Raw genomic sequence first — 23,765 nt, 5'->3', positions numbered from 1 at the left:
CTTTTTATAGATATTATTTATTTAGATTTTAAAATGAATAAATAGTATTTTTATCATTCTCTTTTGTAAAAGTAAGTGAGTCATTTTCCAAAGCGTGTATTTTATCAACTAATTCGCATGCTGATTGTTGTTTGTGTTTTCCTACTTTTGTTAATAATACAAACTCAATATTTCGTGCTTTTGTTGAGTATCTTTGCGAGCTGACACGGTATCTTTTATAAGATTTTGCAAAAACGCGTAATTCACCAATTTCGCAATTCTGTCTGATCATATCATCCAAGTTGATAAAACCATCAGTACTATAGCTGGTGGCAATCCATTGGGTAGGTAAAGTTTCCAATAGTTTTTGATAGGCTTGGGTGGCTTGTTTCCGAACATTATAAGCACTTTTGCGTTCAGTTCTCCAATCTTTTCGGATGGCTGATTTTTCGTGTGGGATTATATGTGGGGAAAGGTCAGGTTTGTCCCATAAAGCAATACTATTTAACACATGATAGTTTGCTCCATAAGGATGTTGATTGTATGGAGGGTCTAAATAGGCAATGCTATAGTCTGGTAATTCCATATGTTGTAACTGTTCTGCTAAGGCTTGAGCATCCATACGGAATATTTGATTATTTTGACAATTATCATAAAACTGAATAGGGAATAACTGTAGATCTGCAGCAATACGATAAAGTGCAGTTTTAGTTTGTCCTCCCCAACCTTTATGAAACCCTTTAAAAACACCACTTGTATTTGCATGATAGCAAGCACAATAAAGTAATGGAGCTAATAGACATGCTTTTTGAATAGGAGTTAATAATTCTTTTTCATCCCATTGCGCAATCTGTTGACGGATTGCATCAATACGCATTCCATTTTTATGCATATAAAACATACGTTCTTTGGCTGTATCATAGTTTAGGTCATTTTGTGGGCATAGATGTTTGCTAACCCAATCCTCAATAGGAGGTAAATTATTGAGTTGTTGTATGATTTCCGTGTAGGTGAATTGATTAAAATAGGTAGGAGGCTGTTGAGTTTGAATAGAAGCTATATTTAAAGCTTGGCTATAATATTCCCAATCATTACAATAGACTTGAAACCCCATAGTCTTAGCCAAACGGCTGACAACTCCTGTTCCTGCAAAACAATCAATAAAAAGACCTTGATGTGTTTTAAGCCCTTTTTGGCTGGCAATTAACGTTTGTTGAATTAAATCTAGTAATTTACGCTTATTGCCAATATAAGGGATTAATTGATTAAATAGATAATCCTTGGTTTGATAAGACCCGTGTTTAGTTTTATTCCATTTCATTAAAATATACTTTTATTGTTATTGGGCCTTAAATTAAAAGGACATAATTTGTTAATTTATCTGTATGGTAAAATAGATAAAGCCAGTTTTATTAAAATAAACTTCAAAGCTTATTCGTATATGTTAGATATTTGATATTGATATTTATTTTATAAATATCAATAGGTAAGTTATCATAAATAAACAAAATCAGATTTATGATAACCTTGTATAAATAAAGCAGAATATAAAGTTGTATGTCGAATAATATTGGTAATTTGTTCCGCGACAATTGGTTTAGGATAATAACCAATTCCGAGACCTGCATGGGTCAGCATGGGTAAGTCATTAGCCCCATCACCAATAGTCAAGCTTTCTTGTGGTTTTAAATGTAGTTCTTTAGTAAGACGATCAAGATGAAATAACTTAGCTTCTTTACCTAAAATAGGAGGTATAACAGTGCCATCAAGCATATTATTAGCAATGCTAAAACGGTTGGCATGATTTTCGTCAAACCCGCATTTATCAGCAACTTTTTGAGTAAAAAATGTAAAACCGCCAGAAATTAATGCTGTATAGGCATTATGTTTTTTCATAGTGGCAACTAAAGTGTTTGCACCATGATTTAAATGTGTGTGCTGCCAGGTTTGCTCTAATAAATCAGCAGAAACCCCTTTTAACAACGCAATACGCTCATTCAAAGCATCAGCAAAAATAAGTTCTCCATTCATAGCGCGTCTGGTAATAGCCGCAATTTTTTCTCCAATACCGACTTCAGCCGCCAAATCGTCTAAAGTTTCACTTTGTACAATGGTACTGTCCATATCTGCAACAAGCAGCTTTTTCTTGCGATATTCATTGTGGGTGAGGAAAACATCAACAGGTTTTTTTGATAAAACAGTTTTAACGCGCTGGAAAACTGATAGAGCTTGGCTTTGTTCAAGGATATCGGGTAATGAAATATCTATGGCTTCTTGTTCAGATAGCCATATGGCATTATCAATAGGGATTATCTGCGCAATAAGGTCGATAATAGATTGATCCAAAATATTAGGAAGGGTTACAAGGGTTAAGATATAATTCATTGGATCAACCATTTCATGTCATAAAATACTGAATAAAAGTAAAAAATAACTATAAGGGACTATAAACAAGCCTCTTTATTACACATCATATTTATTATAAGTAAGTGGTTAATCAAGCAATAAGTAAAAAATCTTATTGTGTATAAAATATTGATTTATGAAAAGTGTGGTATTTAAATGTGTGGGTCTTTGGATCAGTCCAATTTGAAAAATAAAAAATTGCCTTGGGCTGTGCTTGTTGCAGGTCCAACATGCTCGGGAAAATCATATTTATCGTTAAAAATAGCACAAGCCTTAAATGGAACGATTATTAACGCTGATGCGATGCAGTGTTACAAAGATTTACGGATTATTACTACGCGTCCATCTATAGAGGACGAAGCAAGTGCGCCCCATCGCTTATATGGGGTATTACAGTGGGATCAAACGGGGAATGCTGGTTGGTGGAGAGAGCAAGCTTTATCAGAGCTAGAGCAAGTATCATCGCAAAAACGACTGCCTATTTTATGTGGTGGCACAGGAATGTATTTTCATTCGCTGATTCACGGTATTGCGTTGATTCCTGAACCTAGTGCTGACGCCAGGGCGGAGGCCAGACGTTCAATTGAAACAAAAGGCTCTCCTTTTGTTTATGAGTTGTTATCACAGGTTGATCCTCAAACAGCACAAACCTTAAATCCAACAGATTCTCAACGTGTTGCCAGGGCATGGGAGGTATGGCTTTCCACAGGAAAAGGATTAAAATTTTGGCAACAAGAAGCTCATTTACCTGGGGCTGCATATAATTTTATAGTTATCCGATTGGCTCCAGAGCGTGCGTTGTTAAAAGAAGCTGTTGCCGAACGTTTTACTGCAATGGTAGACGAAGGGGCAGTTGAAGAGGTTGCTAATTTTTTAAAAGCGGATCCTCCTGTGCAAGCCCCTTTACGAAGAGCATTAGGGGTTCCAGAGTTTGTAGCATATTTATCAGGTGAAATAACGCTTGTTGAAGCGATTGACAACGCGGTGCGTAATACACAACGTTATATTAAACGGCAAGAAACATGGTTTTCCAATCGTGTTCTGGCTCCTTCAGTACAGGTTTGTATTTTTAATTCAAGAATTGATAAAAATTTGAAATTTTCAGAAAGTTTTATAGAAAAATCTATATCATTTATTAATTCTTTTATTGACGTTTGATAAAATATTGATTAGATTATTGAGACGTTTAAAAATACTATGCTGTTTTTAAATAATCAGTTTGAAATGAAGTTCGAAAAACTAAGGATTTACCGAAAATGACAAATGCCGAGCATAAGAAACCAGGCCCTGATCAATCAGGACAAACCGTTCATACAATGACTGGTGCTGAAGTTCTTCTCCAAGTGCTCGTAGATCTTGGTGTTGATGTTATTTTTGGGTATCCTGGCGGTGCTGTGTTACCGATTTATGACGCGATTTTTCAGCAAGATAAAATTCGTCATATTTTAACGCGTCATGAACAAGCAGCAGTTCATGCAGCCGAAGCTTATGCCCGTTCTACAGGTAAAATAGGGGTGGCTTTGGTTACCAGTGGCCCTGGGGCTACCAATACGGTTACTGGGTTGGTCGATGCGTTAATGGATTCTATTCCTATTGTTTGTATATCTGGACAAGTTTTTTCAAGCTTAATAGGAAATGATGCTTTTCAAGAGGCCGACACTGTTGGGATTACGCGTGCTGCTACTAAATTTAATTATTTGGTTAAAGATAAAGAAAAACTAGCAGATAAAATCAGAGAAGCTTTTTATATTGCAGGTTCTGGCAGACCCGGTCCTGTGTTAATAGACATTCCTAAAGATCTTCAAATGGCGCAGGTTCCTTACTCAAAGGAAAAAGTGGAAATCCACCCTTCTTATAAGCCTGTGACCGAGCCTAACCATCAGGCAATCAAAGATGCTGTTAAAGCAATGCGACGTGCAAAGCGCCCAATTTTTTATACAGGTGGTGGTATTATCAATTCTGGGCCTAGGGCTTCAGAAGGATTGAGAAAGCTTGTTAAATTATCAGGGTTTCCTTGTACATCAACCTTAATGGGGTTGGGGGCATATCCCGCATCTGACAAACAATTTTTAGGTATGCTTGGGATGCATGGAACTTATGAAGCAAACTTGGCTACACATGGATGTGACGTCTTGGTTGCTTTAGGAGCTAGGTTTGATGATCGCGTTACAGGTAGCGTTAAAGATTTCTCACCGAATGCTTTAAAAATTCACGCGGACATTGATCCTTCTCAAATCAATAAAATTGTTTTGGTTGATATTCCCATTATTGGAGATGTAGCTCGTACGATTGATTTAATGATCGAAGAGTGGGAAAGAAATGAAGATCCAGTTGATCAAGTAGCATTAAGAGAATGGTGGGAGCAAATTGAACAATGGCGTGCAGTTGATTGTTTGAAATATCAACAAGATATGCAAGTTGGAGAGACAATTAAACCCCAACATGCTATTCGCCGTTTAAGTGAATTGGCCAATGCTAAGGGAAAAGAAGCCTATATTTCTACCGAAGTAGGGCAGCATCAGATGTGGGCAGCACAATATTTTCCTTTTGAATCGCCTAATCATTTTATGACCTCTGGTGGTCTTGGTACGATGGGGTATGGGCTGCCTGCGGCGGTGGGGATTCAGGTTGCTCATCCTGACGCTTTGGTAATTGATATTGCTGGTGAAGCATCAACAATGATGAATATTCAAGAACTTGCAACAATCAAACAATATCGTTTACCTTTAAAAGTATTCATCTTGAATAATCGCTATATGGGGATGGTTCGCCAATGGCAAGAGCTTATTCATGGAGGGCGTTATTCGGAAAGTTACAGTGAAAGCTTACCTGATTTTGTTAAATTAGCAGAAAGCTTTGGTATTAAAGGAATGCGTGCTAGAACTATAGATGAGTTGGATAGCATGATTAACGCGATGTTGGATGAACCAGGTCCTGTGGTTATGGAAATCCAAGTGGAAAGAGAAGAAAACTGTTTCCCAATGATTCCAGCAGGTGCACCGCATAATCAGATTTTGTTGGGCCCTGTCAAAGAAAAAGCTAAAGCTGCATCCTAAGCGTTGTTGTGTAAACTCATTCATCAGGAAAAAAACAATGGATTATATTGATAAAAAAACATTGCAACGCAGTGCGCAAGAAGAAAAAGACGAATTTATAAAAGCTATTTTCTCTTTGATTGTAGAAAATGAAAGTGGTGTTTTATCAAGAGTGATTGGATTATTTGCAGGGCGTGGCTATAATATAGAAAGCCTAACGGTCGCTCCTGTGGATGACCATGGACGTAAATCCCGAATTAATATTTTAACTTCTGGGACGCCGATGGTAATTAATCAAATAAAGGAACAATTAAATAAGCAGGTTCCTGTTTATCAAGTTGTTAATTTATGTCAGCACGGCCCTTATGTGGCCAGAGAGTTGGCTTTGATTAAAGTGGTTTCTAAAGGTTCTGAACGAGCAGAAGCATTAAACTTGGCTGATGCTTTTAGAGCACAAGTTGTTGATGCAAGTGTGGATTCTTTAGTGTTTGAATTGACTGGTAAAACAGAAAAGATTGATGCTTTTGTGGATTTATTACGTCCTTTGGGTCTGGTTGAATTATCTCGAACGGGGATTGCAGCCATCGGACGTGGCTGTCAGACAATTTAATTTTATTAATTTAATACAAGGAAAATAAAAATGCGTGTTTATTATGATCGCGACGCTGATGTTAATTTGATTAAAGGCAAAAAAGTTGCGGTTCTAGGTTACGGCAGCCAAGGGCATGCTCATGCAAATAATATGAAAGACAGTGGCGTCAAAGACGTTGCTATTGGTCTACGTCCAGGTTCTGCAAGTGCAAAAAAAGCTGAAGCCGCTGGTTTAAAAGTGATGAGCGTTGCAGAAGCGTCTGCTTGGGCTGATGTTGTTATGATTTTGACCCCAGATGAATCACAAGCTGAAACATATAACACCGAAGTTGTTCCTAACTTGAAGCAAGGTGCAGCGATTGCGTTTGCTCATGGTTTAAATGTGCATTTTAAATTGATTGAACCTCGTGCTGATCTTGATGTTTTCATGATTGCACCAAAAGGCCCTGGTCATACAGTGCGTTCAGAATATCAACGTGGTGGTGGTGTTCCTTGTTTGGTTGCTGTGCATCAAAACCCATCTGGTAATGCTTTGGAAATTGCATTATCTTATGCTTCTGCTATTGGTGGTGGTCGTGCAGGTGTGATTGAAACGACATTCCGTGAAGAATGTGAAACTGATCTTTTTGGTGAGCAAGCTGTTCTCTGTGGTGGTGTTGTTGATCTTATCCGTAATGGGTTTGAAACATTGGTTGAAGCTGGATATGCTCCAGAAATGGCTTATTTTGAATGTTTGCATGAAATGAAATTAATCGTAGATTTGATCTATGAAGGTGGTTTCGAAAACATGAATTATTCAATTTCCAACACTGCTGAATATGGTGAATATGTTTCTGGTCCACGTGTTATTACCAGTGAATCTCGTCAAGCAATGCGCGATATCTTGAAAGATATTCAAGATGGTACATTTGTTAATAAATTCATGACAGATAATAAAGTCGGTCAAGTAAGTCTTAAAGCACGTCGCAACTTATTAAATGAACATCAAATCGAAAAAACAGGCTCAAAATTACGTGAAATGATGCCTTGGATTGCTAAAAATCGTTTGGTAGATAAAAACAAAAACTAATTTCTAATTGGTTTCTCAAAAGAAAAAGGCTCTATATTCTTGAATATAGAGCCTTTTTTATGCTTGTAATGTATATTTTACCAATATGTATAATTACGTATTAACGATGATGAAGATCAACAGAGACGTAAGGAGATTTCAAATTGAGTAATGTCTATGATGATATTGATTTATGTGAAGCTTTGTCTGATATATTTGTAGATAATGAAGTAGATTATTACAGTATTGCTTATGTTGAAAAGCATTTTCCCATTGAACATGTGGAAACGGTTTATTTTGAATGGGTAGCACCCATATGTTATTCTAATCTTCAAACTCCCGTTCCTCCGATATGGATTGGATTTGATAAAGAGTGGTTATGGAAACGCATTCAAGAATACAGGACTAAAAAAAGTCAATTAGGAATTTTTAGAAAGTTCTTCCATAACCTTTTTCTTAATTATTTAAGAAATGAATATATTACAATATCTGGATGGATAGAGCTTAAACAAAATCTAGAATCTATAGAAAACTAAACTCACCCCTTTACGCCAAATTGATATTCTTTAACCAGATTAAGAACGTCTTTTTTCCGGCTTGAGTTAAAATTTGATTGTATTTTTGAGAATCTTTCCTCAGTTGATGCAAGTCTATTTTAGCACCCGTAAGCTCATTACTATGTCCAACCAACCATTGCTCTATTTTACTTGGATCAGCCTCCATATGAAATTGCAGTGCTAATACATGCTTCTTATAAGCAAAAGCCTGATTAGGACATAAATCACTTGAGGCGAGGGAGTGACATTCACTTGGAATATCAAATTGATCGCCATGCCAATGTAATACTGGAACATTCTCTAGTGATAGTAGTGGATTATTAGGTATATTTTTATTTATGGATAAAGCTGAAAAACCAATTTCTTTATGTTTCATTGGATAGACCTTTGCACCAAGTAAACGGGCAATGAGTTGACCACCAAGGCATATCCCTAATAACGGTTTTTCTAGTTCAATTATTTTTTTAATAAATTCGAGCTCTTGTATAAGGAAAGGGTAAAGCTCATTGTCAAATGCTCCTATAGGTGCACCAAGTACGATAATTAAATCATATTGAGTAGGGTCTAAATTAGTAAAATCTGTAAGAGGAGCTTCAGCATACTGAATGTAAAGCCCTGCTTTAATGAGTTCAGGTTCTAGAATTCCAAGATCTTCGAAGTGAATGTGTCGAATAACTAAAGTTTTTTTCATTATTTTTGATTACTCACCCAATGCTACCAAACAATTGTTGACCCAAGCTGTTTTTGTAAATCTTTTGTTTTTTCCAAAACAGAGTGAATGGTTGGATTAGTTTTGTCTTTATCAAAAAGTAAGAATATTTGTCGGATAATATCAACAGCCGTATAACCTCGGTTGTGTTCAAATAAACTTTTTGCGCGATCATACATTCCCTGTGCGACGACTTCTCTAACTTTTATATTTTGGTCATTTTTATAGAAATTTGTCAAAAGATCATAGGTTTGTTTTATCTCTTTACCTTTTTGCTGTTTGATTAAAAGCTCGGCTTTTTTAATAATAGCCAAAGCACCGTTATAACGAATGGATGGTAATGTTTTGTGATGAGCTACGGCAATAAGGCTGGTATATGTTGTCACAGCATTGTCATAAAGTTTCAATTTAACTTGTAAAGCGGCCATCGCCATATAGGCTTCACTTACTTTGAAATAAATATGTTCATTATGAGTATCCTTGAAGATGTTAATGGCTTGATTAAGAAGTTTTAACGCCTCATCATTGTCGTTTAACTGTTCTAATAAGGCACTAGCTTCTATATAAGAAGAGATTAAGACACTATTAATCGTGTAATGATTATCATCATAATGATAGGACTGTATAATTAAATCGTAAGTAACAAGTGCCTGTTTATATTGCTGTGTAGCACTTAGGATTTGTGCTTTGGTCAATAAGGATCTAGCAACTATATCTTTAATTTTTGTAACGTCACTTTTAGAAAAATTCTCATAAATTGTGTTACATAAATTTAATGCTTCTGTATATTTTTTTTGTTGTAAAAAAATTTGTGCTTTCCCTAACAAAGCTGCAGCTTTGTATCGTGGATATTCGCCATTATCTTGATTAGAAATTAAAGTTAATAATTCGTCATAAGTTTTTAAAGCCGCAGATTGAGGATCATCACCGAAGAGATCTTTCTCTTCATTAGGAATAACTTTGACTCTGTGAAGGATTTCAGCACGGTATAAAAGGTTATGAGCTAAAAAATCCTTGATAATAGGTGATGTATCATCATTAAAAATTTTAATGAATATATTACTATTATAGAGTGCAAGCCCCCACTCTCTGTTATTTAAGCGATTTGCTGTACGTGCCATTACGGATTTTGCTGCAATCAAACGAATAGTAGGGTCTTTTTCTTTAATAAATTGCTCTATAATAGAGGAATGAATGTTGAGTGCAGTATCAGTTTTTCCCCAATGATTTAAGATTTCTGTTTCTTTATACATTGCTTGTGCAACCATACGTTTAATTTCTATATTCTCGCTTTTTCCGTAGACAGAAACAAGGTGAGAAAGGGTAATCATCGCAGGTTCGTATTGTTCTTGCTCTAGTAACAAACTTCCTTCTGTAAAGAGTGCCTGAGCTACATCAAATTTTAATTTTTTATTGTTACTTTTTAGATATAAATTGCTTAGTTGCTCCAAGGTTAGTATTGCATCATCTGTATTTTTTACCTCCACAAGAATTTCAGCTTTTTTGAGTAAAGCCTCTGCAACAGTTTCCTGAACTGTTGTGTTGCTTTTTTTACCATAAAAATCAATCAAAAAGCTAAAATCACCGATAGCTTGTAATTTTTTACCATTTTTTAAGTTTAAATATCCTGATTGTAAAGCAGCATAAGCACCACGTTCCATATGCGCTTGATGGCGATAATGTAAAATGACACCAATGACAACCATAAATAACAAGATAGAAATAGAGATTTTTTTATACATAACTATAAATATATCCTTTCTCTCTATTTTTTTCTATATTGATTTTAAATATAGTTTTTTGTTTAGGGAATATAAAAATTTTTATGCTCAATTCCCAAGATTTGTATTTGATCCAAAGAGAATACTTTATCATCACCAACCGTTGTAATACGAATCCATCGTGCTTTAATTCCCAAAGGGTGTATCCAATTATAATAAGTGCCATCAACCCCACCAAATAAATTGGATATTATTTTTTGATGTCTTTTAATCCATATTTCATGGTCTTCAGAGCTTTCAATCATAAAATGATTCATGTTTTTAATATTAAGATCTATACTATTAAACAAACGAATATTTTTGATAATAAATGATTGTTGAAGATCAATTTCCCACCAAGGATTTTTTTCTTTTTTTGTAATTGTTTGTGTGGTCCCATGTAATTGACCACTGATTAAATTTTTGGCAAGTTCTTCTGTAGTGCTTTTGCCTGGTGTAGAGCTTTGTTGGCAAGGCTTATCATTTGATAAAATAGACAGTAAAGGTAATGGAGCAGGAAGAAGTGACTGTTTCCAAACGTTTTTTGTTATTTTTTCCCAATATTTATTAGGTGTATAATGATGTAAGTTAATCGTCTGAGTATCGTCTTGATATTTAAGTTTAATTGTGTTGCCTGTATATAATGCTGATAGAGTATCAATTTCTTTTTGTAAATCATTTGAGTTGCAGAAATGAGCGATGTAAGCAGTTGCGACAATTTGTGATTGAGTATTAGAGTTGATTGTAACTAATGCGCTATATGGAAAGTTTTCATAATATTTTTTCATGTTTTGATGAAGAACATTACATGAATGTTCGGTAAGATTGTCTTCTTGAATATGATGATCAATTTTTTTATCTAGATTATAAAAAAGATATTGATAGGGACAAGATTGACTTCGAACCATTAATTTAGTGTAAATACAAGGATAATTAACAGGTTGATTTTGTTTGAAATATTCTTGTAAATTCGTAGTTACTTTTTTTTCCCTATTTTCAAAAAAAATCATATTCAAATAAACTGCATTTATATTGCTAAAGCTGTTTAAAAAAGCTGTTACAGTTTGTTTTTCATGAATATATAAATAATCAACTATATCTAGAGTGATATACCATTCTGTTTCGTGCAGATAATTTCGAATAAAATGGAAATATAATTGGGTATTAGATTTAGGGAAACGATAATGATGGAATGTAATAAAAGGTTGTTTTCCAAGAGTAAAAGGCATAATTTGACGATATAAATCAGTTGGATCTTCGTCAGTGCAATAAAAATAGATATGTTGAATCCCTAATGCTTGGTGATAAGAGATCCATTCAATAATGTTTAAATCTTTAGATGATGCAGAAACGACTATACTCAAGTTATATTTAGGTAAAGGCCACTCTCCTTGATTATGTAGTAATCCTAAAGGTGCATAAGGATATAACATCAGTTCGTGGTCATAAATAAAATGTTTATAGGAGATGTTAGACATGATGATTTTTCTATATTACTTTATGTAATGTTTCGCCAAAAATTTGGATTTGATCTAGACCAATTTGCTTGTTATTTCCTGGGACAGCAAATTTAATAAAACGCCCAGAAATACCTTTTTCAGATGTCCAGACATATGGTGATCCATCTATACCACCATATAACTCGTTATTTGTTTTCTTTTCGATACATTGCCAAATTTGACCGTTAGTAGAAGCTAAAATATCAAATTGATGTGAGGTTTTGATATCTTGATCTATGTGATTAAATATTTGAATTTCGTGAATAATAAATATTTCTTGTAAATCAATTTGCCACCAAGGATTATCTTCTTTTTTGGTTAAATTTTGGGATCTTCCTATTAATTGACCGTTTATTAATTTCGCTGCATCCTCTGAGGGCGAGCATTCATGATCTGTAGAACTTTGAGATGTAGGTTTGTTGATCGATAATAAGTTCCAAAAATTAATTGGGAAAACGCTGTAATCCCACGCAGTAATAATTTGATTAATCCATAAATCGTGCAAAAAACTATCTTCAACCAGATTGAATTGATCAAAATAACCCATAAGATCTTTTTCAGTAATAGAATGGGGTAAACCACTGTAATAGATGAATTGTTCATTTTCTTTTTGGTCTTCTATAAATTGAATAGAAGGGAGACCAAAATGAGCGATATAAGCCGTTTCTATAATTTGTTCGGAACAATTTTTTTGATTTAAGTAAATTTCAGCAAGTAAGGGATAATCTTTAAAATATGAAGATAGATCATCACCTATAACATTTGTTGTATTAAGTTTTGGCTCTAGATAATCATAATTAGTTTGGAAATTAGTAGAAAAATGATGAAAAAGTTTACCATATGGAACACTGGAATTTTGTATCATTACACGAGTAATTGGGGAAATTTCATTTGCACGAAATGTATAGTTTAAAAGAATATCGCCATCTGGTGCAGATTCAAAATGACTGTGACCATAATGACAAAGATTGAAATAAATAGCGTCAATTTCTTGGTATTCTGGTTGCATAAAATCTTGGATAGTATCTGAATTTTTAAGACATAAAAATTCATCAATATTTAACCATAAAATCCATTTTGTTTCGTGAGCATAATTTCGAAAAAAATGGCAAAAAGCTTGATGTGCATTTCCAGGAGCTGAATAATGATAATAAGTTACAGAGGGAGGCGTTGTATTTAAAAAAGGTAATATTTGTTGATAAAACTGTACCGGATCATCATGATATGAGTAAATATAAAAGTGTGAAAAACCTATGAGTTGGTGATAGGTAATCCACTCTATAACTCTTTTACTATTGTCATTGGTATATAGAAATATAGAATGCTGATATTTAGGCTCTGGCCACTCACCAGAATTGCGAAAGACCCCAATCGGAATATGAGGATATAACAACAATTCTCTTTCTTCAATAATCTGGCGAATATCAACCATAATAATATAGTCCTGTTAATATAATTTTAACGAAATAATTCTATATTTTATTCTTTTAATTGGATATTTTAGGATGATCAAGAGTATTCTCTCTTTTTATATAAATGAAAATATACATTGTTTGTTTAAGTTAATAATATTTCTTTTGAGTATAATTTTTTAATTATGGGAGATATATTAATTTTATAAGATATTATCTTGATAAATATAAATAATTATGAGGAATTAAGGTTATGCAGAAAAGAAATTTAGGTAAAACAGGTCTTCAAATTGTTCCTTTGGTTTTTGGAGGCAATGTTTTTGGGTGGACGCTCAATGAACAAGAAAGCTTTAAAATCCTTGATGCAATCGTAGATTTAGGGCTAAATGCAATTGATACAGCTGACGTATATTCTCGTTGGGCTCCTGGTAATGTGGGAGGTGAATCAGAGACAATTATGGGGAAGTGGTTAAAGGCTAATCCACAGAAACGTGACAAATTATTGATTTTTACAAAAGTTGGTGCAGATATGGGAGGCGATAATAAAGGCCTTTCTAAAAGATGGATTATGCATTCAGTGGAGGCATCTTTAAAGCGTTTGCAAATTGATGTTATTGATTTGTATCAATCTCATTGGCCTGACGCAAATACAGCTTATGAAGAAACTTTATCTGCATATGACCAACTTTTGAAAGAAGGTAAGATCAAAGCGATTGGTGCTTCTAATTTGAATGCAGATCAATTATCAAGTACTTTACAAGTAGCGAAAGAAAAAGGTTTGCCTGCTTATCAAACGTTACAACCAGAATATAATTTATATGATCGTCAACAATTCAATAAAGAATTAAGAGAACTGGTGGTTGAACAGGATATAGGGGTCATTACCTATTACAGTTTGGCTTCAGGATTTTTATCTGGAAAATATCGTAATAAGGCAGATTTAAAACAAGGCCCTCGTGGTGAAAAAGTGGCAGCCTATATGAATGATCGTGGTATGCGTATGCTGAATCTTTTAGAAGTTATTGCTCAAAAACATCAAGCTACTCAAGCTGAGATTTCTTTAGCATGGTTAATGGCACAAAAAGAAGTCACAGCGCCAATCGCAAGCGCAACAACAACCGATCAATTGCAAAGCCTTGTAAAATCGTTAACTATTCAATTAACAAATGAAGATTTAATAGCTTTAAATCAGGCTTAAATTTATTGATTATTATGATGGTTTGTTAATGGATAATAATATGATCATCATAATAATACAGCCAGCCCCAATCCAATCAGCCAATGTGAAATTAATTTTTAATAATAAAACTGAAAAGAGAACAGTGGCAAGAGGTTCTACGGTGGAAAGAACGCTGCCTTTGGCACCACCAATTTTTTTTATTCCTACCAGAAATAAAATAAACCCAGCCATTCCTCCAATGAAAATAATAAATAAGATAGCTGCCCAAGCCTCAAAATCCAGGTTTCCTTGAAGTTGCCAAAAAGGATGAAAAAAATTAGCAATTATAGCTCCTAAAAACATGCTCCATCCCGCTATAATAATGGTGTTATGCCTTTGTAATAAGGGAATAGAATATAAAGTATAGATTGCTGAGGTTAATGCTGAAACTAGACCATAAAAGATAGCATTGGGTGGTAATATAATTTCACTGAAATTGCCATTAGTAACTAGTAAAAAAGCCCCAATAATAGATAGGAAAATTGAAACTATCATATAAAAAGAAGGATTTTTTTTTAACTGAATAGTAAGGAATATGGCAATAATAGCAGGGTATAAATATTGTAAAATAGTTGCAGTCGCTGCATTTGAATATTGAATAGCTTTGTAAAATGTTAGCTGAGAAATCCACATGCCTGCAACTGCCAGCACGATTAGTCGAAAAGCTTCATTTTTACTTTGGAATGGGGCAAATACCTCTCTTCCGTAACGTTGAAAAGAAAAGAGCAAAATCAATACTCCAGGTAACCCCATACGAATAACGATCATCCATTCTGTATTGATATGCTTGTACTGCAACGCATATTGCCCAATAATACCACCCAACCCCCATAAACACCCAGCGACAATTACGCAAAGAATTCCTATATTTTCATTCTTTTTTAAGTTTAAAGGGGAAATGGAAGAGGGCATATTATTGTCAGTTATATAAAGATTGAAAGAAATTTAATTTTAATTATTATTATATCGTTGTTGATGAGGCAATAATAAGCATCATTTTGAAAATAGATTTTATTGGGGGAATCATTTGGTAAGGCCTACAAATAAAGATGACTTGCTTTTATTATCGCAAAGTAATTATGAAAAATTAATTTCTACGGTAGACACTATTCCCATAGAAAAGCAATTCGGAACTTTTCCTTTTGAGGATAGGGATCGAAATATCAGAGATGTTTTAATTCATCTTTATGAATGGCATCAGCTTTATTTAAATTGGACAGAACAAAACACAACAAACAAAGAGATATTTCCCTTTATACCTGCGCCTTATAATTGGAAAACATATCCGTTGATGAATATTGAATTTTGGAAAAAACATCAGAGCACAGATTTTAATGTTGCCAAAAAATTGTTAGATCAAAGTCATCATCAAGTTATGAAACGGATAACTCAATTCTCAAACGAAGAATTATATACTAAAAATTTTTTTTCTTGGACTGGTAGCGCACATTTAGCGAGTGTTTCAATTTCTGCCACGTCAAGTCATTATGATTGGGCATTTAAAAAAATTAAAAAATATAAAAAACTAATGATATTGTAGAATATCTTCAGTTTATGTCTTATTGCGTTTAATTTTTTTTATTAGTCATCAACGTGATCTAATCATATTTGTTATTCAATCATTTATAGTTGAGTTTCAGAGAGGTTAGAAATATAAATAATAATTAAGTGTGGTATCTATTTATAATAGAGTGAAAATGATTTTAGGCTTTATTGTTGGGGTGCTGAGGGCAACGCCATTTTGGATGGTTGAAGGTCTATTTTCAAAGATGATCTTGATAATAATAACCGAGAGGTTTGTTCATATTTCGTCGCTTGGTTACTCAGTATTTTTACTGCAATTTTACTAATAATATTGGGATATAATCCATATGTCTGATATCATAACTTATATTGTTCTGGGTAGTCTTATAATCAAATACAACTAAGAGCCTCTATTGTTGTGGGGGCATATTGTGCTTTGACTTATGCATGTATATTTACAGTTGCAGTTCAAGAACTGCTTCTTTGTGCTTATGGTTTAAGTCTAAGAATATATAATCAAATAATAACATTATGAAGAAAGATCATTTAAACTTTATTTTTAGCCAATATTACAATCATCGCAATAATACAGGCAGCGCCAATCCAATCAACTATGCTAAATTTAACATTTAAAAAAATGACTGAGGAAAAGGCAGCAGCTAAGGGTTCAATCGTAGCAAGGATACTGCCTTTAGAACTGCCAATAATTTTTACTCCGATAAGATAAAGTAAAAATGCCAACATCCCAGTAGCAAAGATAATGAAGAGAATACAGATAATAGCTTGAAAATCTAAAATACCAGAAAATTGCCAAAAAGGATGAAAGAAATTTAAAACAATGCCACCAATTAACATTCCCCATCCTGCAATGGTGCTTGTATTATACTTTTTCAACAAAGGTATGGGTAAAAGTGTATAAGTAACTGAACCAATAACACATATAGAACCGTAAACAATTGCTTTAGCAGGCAAGGTGATATTATCAATCGATCCATCAGTTACAAGACAAAAAGCGCCAATGATAGCTAGAATAATTGAAATCATCACATAAATAGATGGACGTTTTCTTAGATAAATTGCCAGAATAATGGCGATGACTACTGGATATAAATATTGTAATATCGTAGCAGTTGCAGCATTCGAATATTTGATGGTTAAAAAATAAAAAAGCTGAGATGCCATCATTCCAACAATAGAAAAGATGATCAGTAACATCAGTTCTTGAGGGTTTTTAAGAGGATTGAAAATTGCCTTTTTATGTTTGCGGTAACATAAAGTTAATAACAATAATCCTGGAAGCCACAATCGAATTCCAATAATCCAAGCAGCATCAATATGTTTATATTGTAAGACATATTGCCCCACGACCCCACCAAATCCCCAAATACATCCAGCAACAATAATATAAATCATTCCTGCGCGTTCGCTGGTCAGATTGATTGTTTTAATTGAGTCAAGGGTTTGTCGGATACTAGAAATTGGCATAGGTTCAAAGCTTATTTGTATTTAAAAGAGAAGTTATTCTTTCTGTATTTAATTTCTAATAAAAAAACAAAAGTTTTTTATTTATTTTGAATGATTTTGCTTGAGCTTATAATGAATAGTGGTTATATAAACACACTACGTTTACGGGTTGGGCTGAAATATAGGGCATGCCCACTTTGTGACGTGCTCCCATAATGGGATGTGAAACTTTGTATTCAAAGGAGATAGAAATGCCCAAGATGAAGACCAAATCATCGGTCAAAAAACGCTTTAAAATCACGGCTACTGGTAAAGTCCTGGCTGGTCCTGGTAATAAACGCCACGGTTTGATTAACCGTACTCAAAAAGCAAAACGTACCAATCGCGGTTCACAAACATTAGAACCACAAGATGGTCGTACGGTTAAACAATGGGCCCCATACGGCCTATCACGTTAAGGAATAATTGAACCATGGCAAGAGTAAAACGCGGCGTCACAACACACGCTCGTCATAAAAAAGTATTAAGTCAATCTAAAGGATTCCGTGGTCGTTCTTCTACGAACTATCGTATTGCTTTGGAACGCTTGGAAAAATCTTTACAATATGCATATCGTGATCGTCGCGTTAAAAAACGTGATTTCCGTGCATTATGGATTCAACGTATCAACGCAGCAGTTCGTGAACATGGCTTAACCTACAGCCGCTTTATCAATGGTTTGAACAAAGCAGGTATCGAGTTAGACCGTAAAGTATTAGCTGCGATTGCATATGATGATGCAGCAACTTTTGCAGAAATTGTTAAAAAGGCACAAGCGGCTCTCGCTTAAGTCTTAATAATAAGATTTGTCTGTTCATGAAAATGAGTAGAAAAGAGGGCTGTCTGCAAAGACGGCCTTTTTTGTTTATTTGAGGGTTGAGATGGATAACGATCTAGAAAGTATCAAGCAAGAAACGCTTTTGGCATTGGATAAAGCACAAGATTTACGTGCTTGGGATGCTGTGCGTGTTGCAACATTGGGAAAATCAGCTTCATTAACGCAAAAACTCAAGGAATTGGGAAAATGCCCACCTGAATTGCGTAAAGAGCGTGGTGGGATTTTAAATAAATTACGCGATGAGTTAACTCAAGCGATTGAAACCCGTAAAGTAGTTTTAGAAGAAATTGCATTAAATGAAAAGCTAAGTGCAGAGGCAGTCGATATTACTATGCCTGTAACTGTGACGACGGGTTTTTTGCATCCATTACGCAGAACGATTGAAGAAATTACTGCAATTTTTGGCACGATGGGTTTTAAAGTTGCTGAAGGTCCAAATGTTGATACAGATTGGTTTAATTTCTCAGCATTAAATATTGATGAAAATCATCCAGCGCGTGCTGATCACGATACTTTTTATTTACCTTCTGATCCCCTTAATGGTCAGCAAAAAGTTTTGCGTACTCATACATCAACAGTACAAATCCGCACTTTGCTGGATCAAGAACCACCTATTCGTATCATTGCTCCTGGTCGTACTTATCGTGCAGATCATGACGCTACACATTCTCCAATGTTTCATCAATGTGAAGGAATGGTTGTGGAGAAAGGTCTTACCCTTGGGCATTTAAAAGGGTGTTTAGTGGATTTCTTACGTGCTTATTTTGGTATTCCACATTTACCTGTGCGTTTTCGCTCTTCTTATTTTCCTTTTACAGAACCTTCTATGGAAATTGATATTGGTTGGAATCGTAAAACAGGTGAATTGGGTGGCAGTTCAGATTGGTTAGAGATCTTGGGGTCGGGAATGATGCACTCCAGAGTGCTGGCTAATTGTGGTGTTGATCCCAGTGAATGGCAAGCTTTTGCTTTTGGTATGGGTATCGAACGCTTAACTATGTTAAAATATGGTATTTCTGATTTACGATCTTTTTACGAAGGGGACGTTCGTTGGTTACGCCATTATGGTTTTTCATCCTTTAGATCTGTTGCCTTGCATGAGGGGATATAAGCAATGAAATTTACTTTATCCTGGTTACGTGACCATTTAGATACTAATAAATCCCTTGATGAAATCTGTGCAGCCTTAAATGTTATTGGGTTAGAAGTTGAAGGGGTGGAAGATCCAGGTAAGACACTTGGTGCATTCAGAATTGCGCGTATTTTATCTGCCGCCCAACACCCAAATGCAGATCGTTTGCAAGTTTGCCAAGTGGACGCGGGTGAGGGATTTGAGAATGTTCAGGTTGTATGTGGGGCTCCAAATGCCATAGCTGGACTGGTAACCATATTTGCTCCTGTTGGGACTTATGTTCCAGGCAGTGATATTACGCTTAAAGCGGGCAAAATCCGTGGTGAACAAAGTAATGGTATGATGTGCTCAACCGAAGAGCTTGGGCTTGGTGCAGAGCAAGACGGCATTATGGAGTTGCCAGAAGATGCCACTGTTGGTACATCTTATGTTGATTTTGCGGATTTAAATGATCCAGTAATTGAAATTTCGATTACACCGAATAGAGGTGATGCGCTATCTATTCGTAATATTGCCAGGGATTTGGCAGCGGTCGGTATGGGGACTTTGAAACCTTGGGAACCAAAAGCAGTTGAGGGTTCTTTTCCTTCAGAGATTACATGGGATAATCAATTCACCCAAGCTTGTCCGTGGATATTGGGCCGTACAATTACCAATGTAAAAAATGGCCCCAGTCCAGAATGGCTGCAAGCGCGATTAAGAGCTGTTGGCGTTCGTCCAATATCACTGCTTGTTGATATTACTAATTTCTTTACGTTTGATCTTGGTCGTCCATTACATGTATTTGACGTTGATAAAATTACAGGAAACACATTAACGCTTTGTCCTGGTCAAGGTGAAAAATTCATTGCTTTAGATGGCAAAGAATATCAAGTTACAGACAAAGATTGTGTGATTGCTGATCAATCTGGTGTTCAGTCTCTGGCTGGATTGATGGGCGGAGACCATACAGGTGTAACAGAAGAAACTTCCAGTGTTTTTATCGAATGTGCTTTATTTAACCCAGTAACCATCGCATTAAGTGGCCGTCGTCATTTTATCACAACAGATGCCCGACAACGTTTCGAACGGGGTGTAGATCAAGCATTATTACCAGATGCAATGGAAGCTGCTACACAGATGATTTTGGATCTTTGTGGTGGGAAAGCCAGCGAAGTGGTAAGCGTTGGTGCTGAACCTGCGTGGCAACGCAATGCGACCTTACGTTTTGCACAGTTAAAAGAATTTGGTGGGATGGAAGTCGCTCCACACAAAGTAGTCGAGATTTTAACATCCTTGGGTTTTGTAGTGCAAAATCAAGATGAGTTTTCGGTAACTGTTGAAATACCTTCATGGCGAAATGATATTGTGATGCCCATGAATATGGCACAACATCCCAGTATCGAAGCTGTGAGAGCAGTCGACCTTCAACAAATTGCACACGCAATGGAAGGTGAAGTTGATCTGATTGAAGAAGTTTTACGCATCATCGGTTTGGATCATGTACCAGAGGTTTCATTGCCAAGATGCCAAGCTATTCCAAAAGCAGCGTTGACCCCCGAGCAAGAACGCTCTACTTATTGTGCTCGTATATTAGCAGCGCGTGCTTTGGTAGAAACGGTTGGTTTTTCTTTTGTTGATCATGAGATTGCAGCGCGTTTGGGTGATGCTTCAGAGGATTTGCGTTTGCTTAATCCAATTTCAAATGATATGGATCAGTTGCGTCCAACACCTTTGGCTTCATTGTTACCAACAGCACAACGTAATATTGCTCGAGGATGGGCTAATATAGGATTTTTTGAAGTTGGCCCTGCTTTCGTTCAAGAGTTTGAAAAAACAATTGCCGCAGGCATACGTTATGGGGTAATGCCCCGCCAGATTAATGGTAAAGCACCAGAAGTTACATTATGGGACGTTAAAGCAGATGTCTATACGGTGCTTGAAGGTTTGGGGGTTACTGTAGATTCTTTACAAGTAACAACTGATACGCCGATCTATTATCATCCTGGTCGTTCTGGTCGATTAAGCTTGGGCCCCAAAAATATTTTGGGTTATTTTGGAGAATTACATCCATCTTTGGTCAAAGAATTTGGATTTGACCAGGCACCTATGATTTTTGAAATTATGGTTGATAATATAATTTCTAAAAAAGCACAAAAGAAAAAACCACCTTTCTTGCCACCATTCCAACCCTTAAAGCGTGATTTTGCTTTTGTAGTGAAAAAAGGCGTGCAAGTGGGTAAAGTGCTTGGTGCAGCCAAACAAGCTGATCGTCAATTTATATCTAACGTAGAGCTTTTTGACGTTTATGTAGGTGAAAAAGTATCAGAAGGAAATAAATCTGTTGCTATTCAAGTTACATTGCAGCCTCAGGATCACAGTTTAAAAGACGAAGAAATTGAGGCAATTTCCCAAAAAATTATCAAAGAAGTTTCGCGACTAACAGGTGGAACTTTACGGTAAAGTAAGAATATGAAAAAAAGCCCATGTAGGTATTCTGCATGGGCTTTTTTTGTTTTACTATTCTTTATTTAAATTGGTTCGTATAATAATGTCATCTTTACAAAAAAACTCTATCAGAAAATCTAAACTTCTTGTAGCAACAGGTTCAGGTTTACTTACTATCTTACTTTGGTCAAGTTTGGCTGTAATGACAACTTCTTTGCCAAATATTCCCAGATTTCAGCTTTTATGGTTTGGATTTGGCGAAGCTTTTATTATTGGTAGTATTATTCTAGCCTTGACTGGGCGCTTACGAGAAATGGCTCAGCCTTTTGCGCCTTGGTTTACGGCTTTTTGTGGAATTTTCTTTTTTCATTTATTCTACTTTGTTGGATTAAATTTTGCCCCCCCAGCCAAAGTGACGTTACTTTCTTATTTGTGGCCAACAATGTTGGTTGTTTGTATTGCATTTTTAAGCAAAAAACATTTTCATATTGCTTATTTACTTGGGGCACTGATGGGATTGATTGGAACAAGTTTCATTATGCCTGCTGATAAAGGTTCTGTCTTAACTTCTGGGGTCTTTTTTGGTTATTTCTTGGGATGTTTATGTGCAATTGTTTGGACAATTTATTCAATTTTTAATCGTAAATATACTTTTGTTCCAACAGGAATGATAATTGGTGTTTGTGGAGGAATTTCTTTGGTTTCAATGGCTATTCATTTTGCGTTTGAACCTACAATTATGCCGCAATCCTTTAAAGAGATGGCTATTATTTTATACTTAGGGTGTGGTCCTATGGGAATTGCGTTTTTGGCATGGGATTATGCAACCAAGAATGCTAATTTATCTTTAATGGGATCATTATCGTATTTAGCTCCATTACTTTCTACTTTATGGTTAGTTATTGCAGGGAGAGCACCTGCAACAGTTGGGTTATTAGTGGCTGTTATTTTGATTGTGGGTGGTGCTGTGGTTGCAACCTATCCATTAAAAAAAACAAAAGAATCATAAAATTATACTAGATTTATATGATCTGATATTTAGGAGATATATACATAATAATTAAATTTAATAAATACTGTATCTAGGATTATCATATTAGCATAACATCTAATTAAACTGTACAAGTCCATGCCAATTTGTGTGGGCTTTTTTAATTTAATATTTTGTTGGTTTATTAAAGATGTCCATTATTAAAAAGTCAGCCATTATAAAATCTAGAATGTTTTTAGGAACATCGGCTGGGTTATTAACGATTTTACTGTGGTCCAGCTCCTCCGTTACGATCACTTCTTTACCGCATATTCCAAGGTTTCAGCTTTTGTGGTTTGGCTTTGGTGAAGCATTTATTATTGGCAGTATTATTTTAGCTTTCACTGGGCGCTTACAAGAAATGGTGCAACCTATAGCACCTTGGTTAACGGCGTTTTGTGGTCTATTTTTCTTTTATGTATTTGATTATTTAGGACTTAGCTTTGCGCCTCCTGCCAAAGTAACCTTGTTATCTTATCTGTGGCCGATTATGTTGGTTATTGCGCTTGCAATTTTAAGTAAAAGACAATTCCATATTGCTTACTTATTAGGGGCAGTCATGGGCTTGGTAGGTATGATTTGTTTAATGCCTGCGGATAAAGGTTCTGTAATTAATTTTACAGTTGTTCTTGGGTATATTTTTGGCTTGTTAAGTGGTGTTGTTTGGGCAATTTATTCGATTGTTAATCGTAAATATGCTGCTGTTCCAACAGCAATGATGATTGGGGTGTGTGGCGGTATTGCATTGGTTTCTATGGCTATTCATTTTATGTTTGAAACCACTATCATGCTAAATTCTCTAAAAGATATTTGTATTATTTTGTATCTAGGATGTGGTCCCATAGGGGTTGCGTTTTTGGCTTGGGATTATGCGACTAAAAATGCAGATTTGTCTTTAATCGGATCGTTATCCTATTTAGCACCGTTACTTTCAACTTGTTGGTTAGTGCTGGCAGGAAGGGCCTCTGTAACGTTTAGCTTGCTATTTGCTGTTCTTTTAATTGTAGGGGGAGCTGTTGTTGCAGCCTATCCATTAAAAAAAGAAAAAGGATCGTAGTATTTTTTAGCAAAAGCGTATAGAAATATGCTTTAATAT

General features: G+C 35.3%; 21 protein-coding genes. 13 read left to right on the top strand and 8 right to left on the bottom strand.

Annotated elements, in window-relative coordinates; all coding sequences use genetic code 11:
• Window positions 1-28: 28 nt before the first annotated feature.
• A complete protein-coding gene (locus QMN76_RS02940; RefSeq protein WP_282023820.1) occupies window positions 29-1,300 on the bottom strand; it encodes a DNA adenine methylase in 1,272 nt (423 codons plus the stop codon).
• A gap of 173 nt (window positions 1,301-1,473) precedes the next feature.
• Window positions 1,474-2,364, bottom strand: coding sequence for a phosphoserine phosphatase SerB (gene serB / locus QMN76_RS02935; RefSeq protein ID WP_282023821.1), 891 nt, complete (start codon window positions 2,362-2,364; stop codon window positions 1,474-1,476).
• 177 nt (window positions 2,365-2,541) lie between these two features.
• On the opposite strand from serB, the gene miaA reads away from it, so the two are divergent.
• The 5 genes from miaA to QMN76_RS02910 all read left to right on the top strand — a co-directional run bounded on the left by miaA (window position 2,542) and on the right by QMN76_RS02910 (window position 7,595).
• Window positions 2,542-3,543, top strand: a complete 1,002-nt coding sequence (gene miaA, locus QMN76_RS02930) for a tRNA (adenosine(37)-N6)-dimethylallyltransferase MiaA (RefSeq protein WP_282023822.1) — start codon at window positions 2,542-2,544, stop codon at window positions 3,541-3,543.
• Window positions 3,544-3,641: 98 nt separating this feature from the next.
• The gene (ilvB, locus tag QMN76_RS02925; RefSeq protein WP_282023823.1) at window positions 3,642-5,441 is read left to right on the top strand and encodes a biosynthetic-type acetolactate synthase large subunit; all 1,800 of its coding nucleotides are present in this window, start codon (window positions 3,642-3,644) and stop codon (window positions 5,439-5,441) included.
• A gap of 37 nt (window positions 5,442-5,478) precedes the next feature.
• The gene (gene ilvN, locus QMN76_RS02920; RefSeq protein WP_282023824.1) at window positions 5,479-6,030 is read left to right on the top strand and encodes an acetolactate synthase small subunit; all 552 of its coding nucleotides are present in this window, start codon (window positions 5,479-5,481) and stop codon (window positions 6,028-6,030) included.
• Between the two features lie 30 nt (window positions 6,031-6,060).
• Window positions 6,061-7,080, top strand: coding sequence for a ketol-acid reductoisomerase (ilvC, locus tag QMN76_RS02915; protein ID WP_034336571.1), 1,020 nt, complete (start codon window positions 6,061-6,063; stop codon window positions 7,078-7,080).
• A 143-nt stretch (window positions 7,081-7,223) separates the two neighbouring features.
• A complete protein-coding gene (locus QMN76_RS02910; RefSeq protein ID WP_282023825.1) occupies window positions 7,224-7,595 on the top strand; it encodes a DUF7079 family protein in 372 nt (123 codons plus the stop codon).
• 10 nt (window positions 7,596-7,605) lie between these two features.
• On the opposite strand, the gene QMN76_RS02905 is transcribed toward QMN76_RS02910, so the two are convergent.
• The 4 genes from QMN76_RS02905 to QMN76_RS02890 form a co-directional block, all read right to left on the bottom strand.
• The gene (locus QMN76_RS02905; RefSeq protein ID WP_282023826.1) at window positions 7,606-8,307 is read right to left on the bottom strand and encodes a glutamine amidotransferase; all 702 of its coding nucleotides are present in this window, start codon (window positions 8,305-8,307) and stop codon (window positions 7,606-7,608) included.
• Between the two features lie 23 nt (window positions 8,308-8,330).
• The gene (locus tag QMN76_RS02900; protein ID WP_282023827.1) at window positions 8,331-10,067 is read right to left on the bottom strand and encodes a tetratricopeptide repeat protein; all 1,737 of its coding nucleotides are present in this window, start codon (window positions 10,065-10,067) and stop codon (window positions 8,331-8,333) included.
• Window positions 10,068-10,129: 62 nt separating this feature from the next.
• The gene (locus QMN76_RS02895) at window positions 10,130-11,563 is read right to left on the bottom strand and encodes a discoidin domain-containing protein (protein WP_282023828.1); all 1,434 of its coding nucleotides are present in this window, start codon (window positions 11,561-11,563) and stop codon (window positions 10,130-10,132) included.
• A 10-nt stretch (window positions 11,564-11,573) separates the two neighbouring features.
• Entirely contained in the window at window positions 11,574-13,016 is a 1,443-nt protein-coding gene (locus QMN76_RS02890) for a discoidin domain-containing protein (protein WP_282023829.1), read from the bottom strand.
• 233 nt (window positions 13,017-13,249) lie between these two features.
• Between QMN76_RS02890 and QMN76_RS02885 the strand changes: the two genes are divergently transcribed.
• Complete coding sequence (locus QMN76_RS02885) at window positions 13,250-14,194, top strand: aldo/keto reductase (RefSeq protein WP_282023830.1); 945 nt, start codon at window positions 13,250-13,252, stop codon at window positions 14,192-14,194.
• A 12-nt stretch (window positions 14,195-14,206) separates the two neighbouring features.
• On the opposite strand, the gene QMN76_RS02880 is transcribed toward QMN76_RS02885, so the two are convergent.
• On the bottom strand, window positions 14,207-15,127 hold the full coding sequence (locus tag QMN76_RS02880) for a DMT family transporter (RefSeq protein ID WP_282023831.1): 921 nt from the start codon (window positions 15,125-15,127) through the stop codon (window positions 14,207-14,209).
• 115 nt (window positions 15,128-15,242) lie between these two features.
• On the opposite strand from QMN76_RS02880, the gene QMN76_RS02875 reads away from it, so the two are divergent.
• Window positions 15,243-15,755, top strand: a complete 513-nt coding sequence (locus tag QMN76_RS02875) for a ClbS/DfsB family four-helix bundle protein (RefSeq protein ID WP_282023832.1) — start codon at window positions 15,243-15,245, stop codon at window positions 15,753-15,755.
• A gap of 530 nt (window positions 15,756-16,285) precedes the next feature.
• Here QMN76_RS02875 and QMN76_RS02870 read toward each other — a convergent pair.
• On the bottom strand, window positions 16,286-17,224 hold the full coding sequence (locus tag QMN76_RS02870; RefSeq protein ID WP_034336587.1) for a DMT family transporter: 939 nt from the start codon (window positions 17,222-17,224) through the stop codon (window positions 16,286-16,288).
• A gap of 230 nt (window positions 17,225-17,454) precedes the next feature.
• Between QMN76_RS02870 and rpmI the strand changes: the two genes are divergently transcribed.
• The 6 genes from rpmI to QMN76_RS02840 all read left to right on the top strand — a co-directional run bounded on the left by rpmI (window position 17,455) and on the right by QMN76_RS02840 (window position 23,726).
• Window positions 17,455-17,661, top strand: a complete 207-nt coding sequence (gene rpmI / locus QMN76_RS02865; RefSeq protein WP_034336589.1) for a 50S ribosomal protein L35 — start codon at window positions 17,455-17,457, stop codon at window positions 17,659-17,661.
• 14 nt (window positions 17,662-17,675) lie between these two features.
• On the top strand, window positions 17,676-18,032 hold the full coding sequence (gene rplT, locus QMN76_RS02860; protein ID WP_034336591.1) for a 50S ribosomal protein L20: 357 nt from the start codon (window positions 17,676-17,678) through the stop codon (window positions 18,030-18,032).
• 91 nt (window positions 18,033-18,123) lie between these two features.
• The gene (pheS, locus tag QMN76_RS02855) at window positions 18,124-19,191 is read left to right on the top strand and encodes a phenylalanine--tRNA ligase subunit alpha (protein WP_034336593.1); all 1,068 of its coding nucleotides are present in this window, start codon (window positions 18,124-18,126) and stop codon (window positions 19,189-19,191) included.
• 3 nt (window positions 19,192-19,194) lie between these two features.
• Entirely contained in the window at window positions 19,195-21,654 is a 2,460-nt protein-coding gene (gene pheT, locus QMN76_RS02850) for a phenylalanine--tRNA ligase subunit beta (RefSeq protein WP_282023833.1), read from the top strand.
• Between the two features lie 88 nt (window positions 21,655-21,742).
• On the top strand, window positions 21,743-22,648 hold the full coding sequence (locus QMN76_RS02845) for a DMT family transporter (protein ID WP_282023834.1): 906 nt from the start codon (window positions 21,743-21,745) through the stop codon (window positions 22,646-22,648).
• A 172-nt stretch (window positions 22,649-22,820) separates the two neighbouring features.
• Entirely contained in the window at window positions 22,821-23,726 is a 906-nt protein-coding gene (locus QMN76_RS02840) for a DMT family transporter (RefSeq protein WP_282023835.1), read from the top strand.
• Window positions 23,727-23,765: the final 39 nt, after the last annotated feature.

The sequence above is a fragment of the Commensalibacter papalotli (ex Botero et al. 2024) genome, from assembly GCF_947179115.1.
GTDB lineage: Bacteria > Pseudomonadota > Alphaproteobacteria > Acetobacterales > Acetobacteraceae > Commensalibacter > Commensalibacter papalotli.
The sequence above is the reverse complement of the archived record's forward strand: the minus strand, read 5'-3'. Positions and strand labels throughout refer to the sequence as shown.

Coding starts and splice junctions, on each gene's coding strand:
- rpmI (WP_034336589.1), top strand. CDS start 17,455: ATGCCCAAGATGAAGACCAAATCATCGGTCAAAAAACGCTTTAAAATC.
- rplT (WP_034336591.1), top strand. CDS start 17,676: ATGGCAAGAGTAAAACGCGGCGTCACAACACACGCTCGTCATAAAAAA.
- miaA (WP_282023822.1), top strand. CDS start 2,542: ATGTGTGGGTCTTTGGATCAGTCCAATTTGAAAAATAAAAAATTGCCT.
- QMN76_RS02890 (WP_282023829.1), bottom strand. CDS start 13,016: ATGGTTGATATTCGCCAGATTATTGAAGAAAGAGAATTGTTGTTATAT.
- QMN76_RS02880 (WP_282023831.1), bottom strand. CDS start 15,127: ATGCCCTCTTCCATTTCCCCTTTAAACTTAAAAAAGAATGAAAATATA.
- QMN76_RS02905 (WP_282023826.1), bottom strand. CDS start 8,307: ATGAAAAAAACTTTAGTTATTCGACACATTCACTTCGAAGATCTTGGA.
- ilvC (WP_034336571.1), top strand. CDS start 6,061: ATGCGTGTTTATTATGATCGCGACGCTGATGTTAATTTGATTAAAGGC.
- ilvB (WP_282023823.1), top strand. CDS start 3,642: ATGACAAATGCCGAGCATAAGAAACCAGGCCCTGATCAATCAGGACAA.
- pheS (WP_034336593.1), top strand. CDS start 18,124: ATGGATAACGATCTAGAAAGTATCAAGCAAGAAACGCTTTTGGCATTG.
- QMN76_RS02870 (WP_034336587.1), bottom strand. CDS start 17,224: ATGCCAATTTCTAGTATCCGACAAACCCTTGACTCAATTAAAACAATC.
- ilvN (WP_282023824.1), top strand. CDS start 5,479: ATGGATTATATTGATAAAAAAACATTGCAACGCAGTGCGCAAGAAGAA.
- QMN76_RS02840 (WP_282023835.1), top strand. CDS start 22,821: ATGTCCATTATTAAAAAGTCAGCCATTATAAAATCTAGAATGTTTTTA.
- QMN76_RS02885 (WP_282023830.1), top strand. CDS start 13,250: ATGCAGAAAAGAAATTTAGGTAAAACAGGTCTTCAAATTGTTCCTTTG.
- QMN76_RS02845 (WP_282023834.1), top strand. CDS start 21,743: ATGTCATCTTTACAAAAAAACTCTATCAGAAAATCTAAACTTCTTGTA.
- QMN76_RS02895 (WP_282023828.1), bottom strand. CDS start 11,563: ATGTCTAACATCTCCTATAAACATTTTATTTATGACCACGAACTGATG.
- serB (WP_282023821.1), bottom strand. CDS start 2,364: ATGAATTATATCTTAACCCTTGTAACCCTTCCTAATATTTTGGATCAA.
- pheT (WP_282023833.1), top strand. CDS start 19,195: ATGAAATTTACTTTATCCTGGTTACGTGACCATTTAGATACTAATAAA.
- QMN76_RS02900 (WP_282023827.1), bottom strand. CDS start 10,067: ATGTATAAAAAAATCTCTATTTCTATCTTGTTATTTATGGTTGTCATT.
- QMN76_RS02940 (WP_282023820.1), bottom strand. CDS start 1,300: ATGAAATGGAATAAAACTAAACACGGGTCTTATCAAACCAAGGATTAT.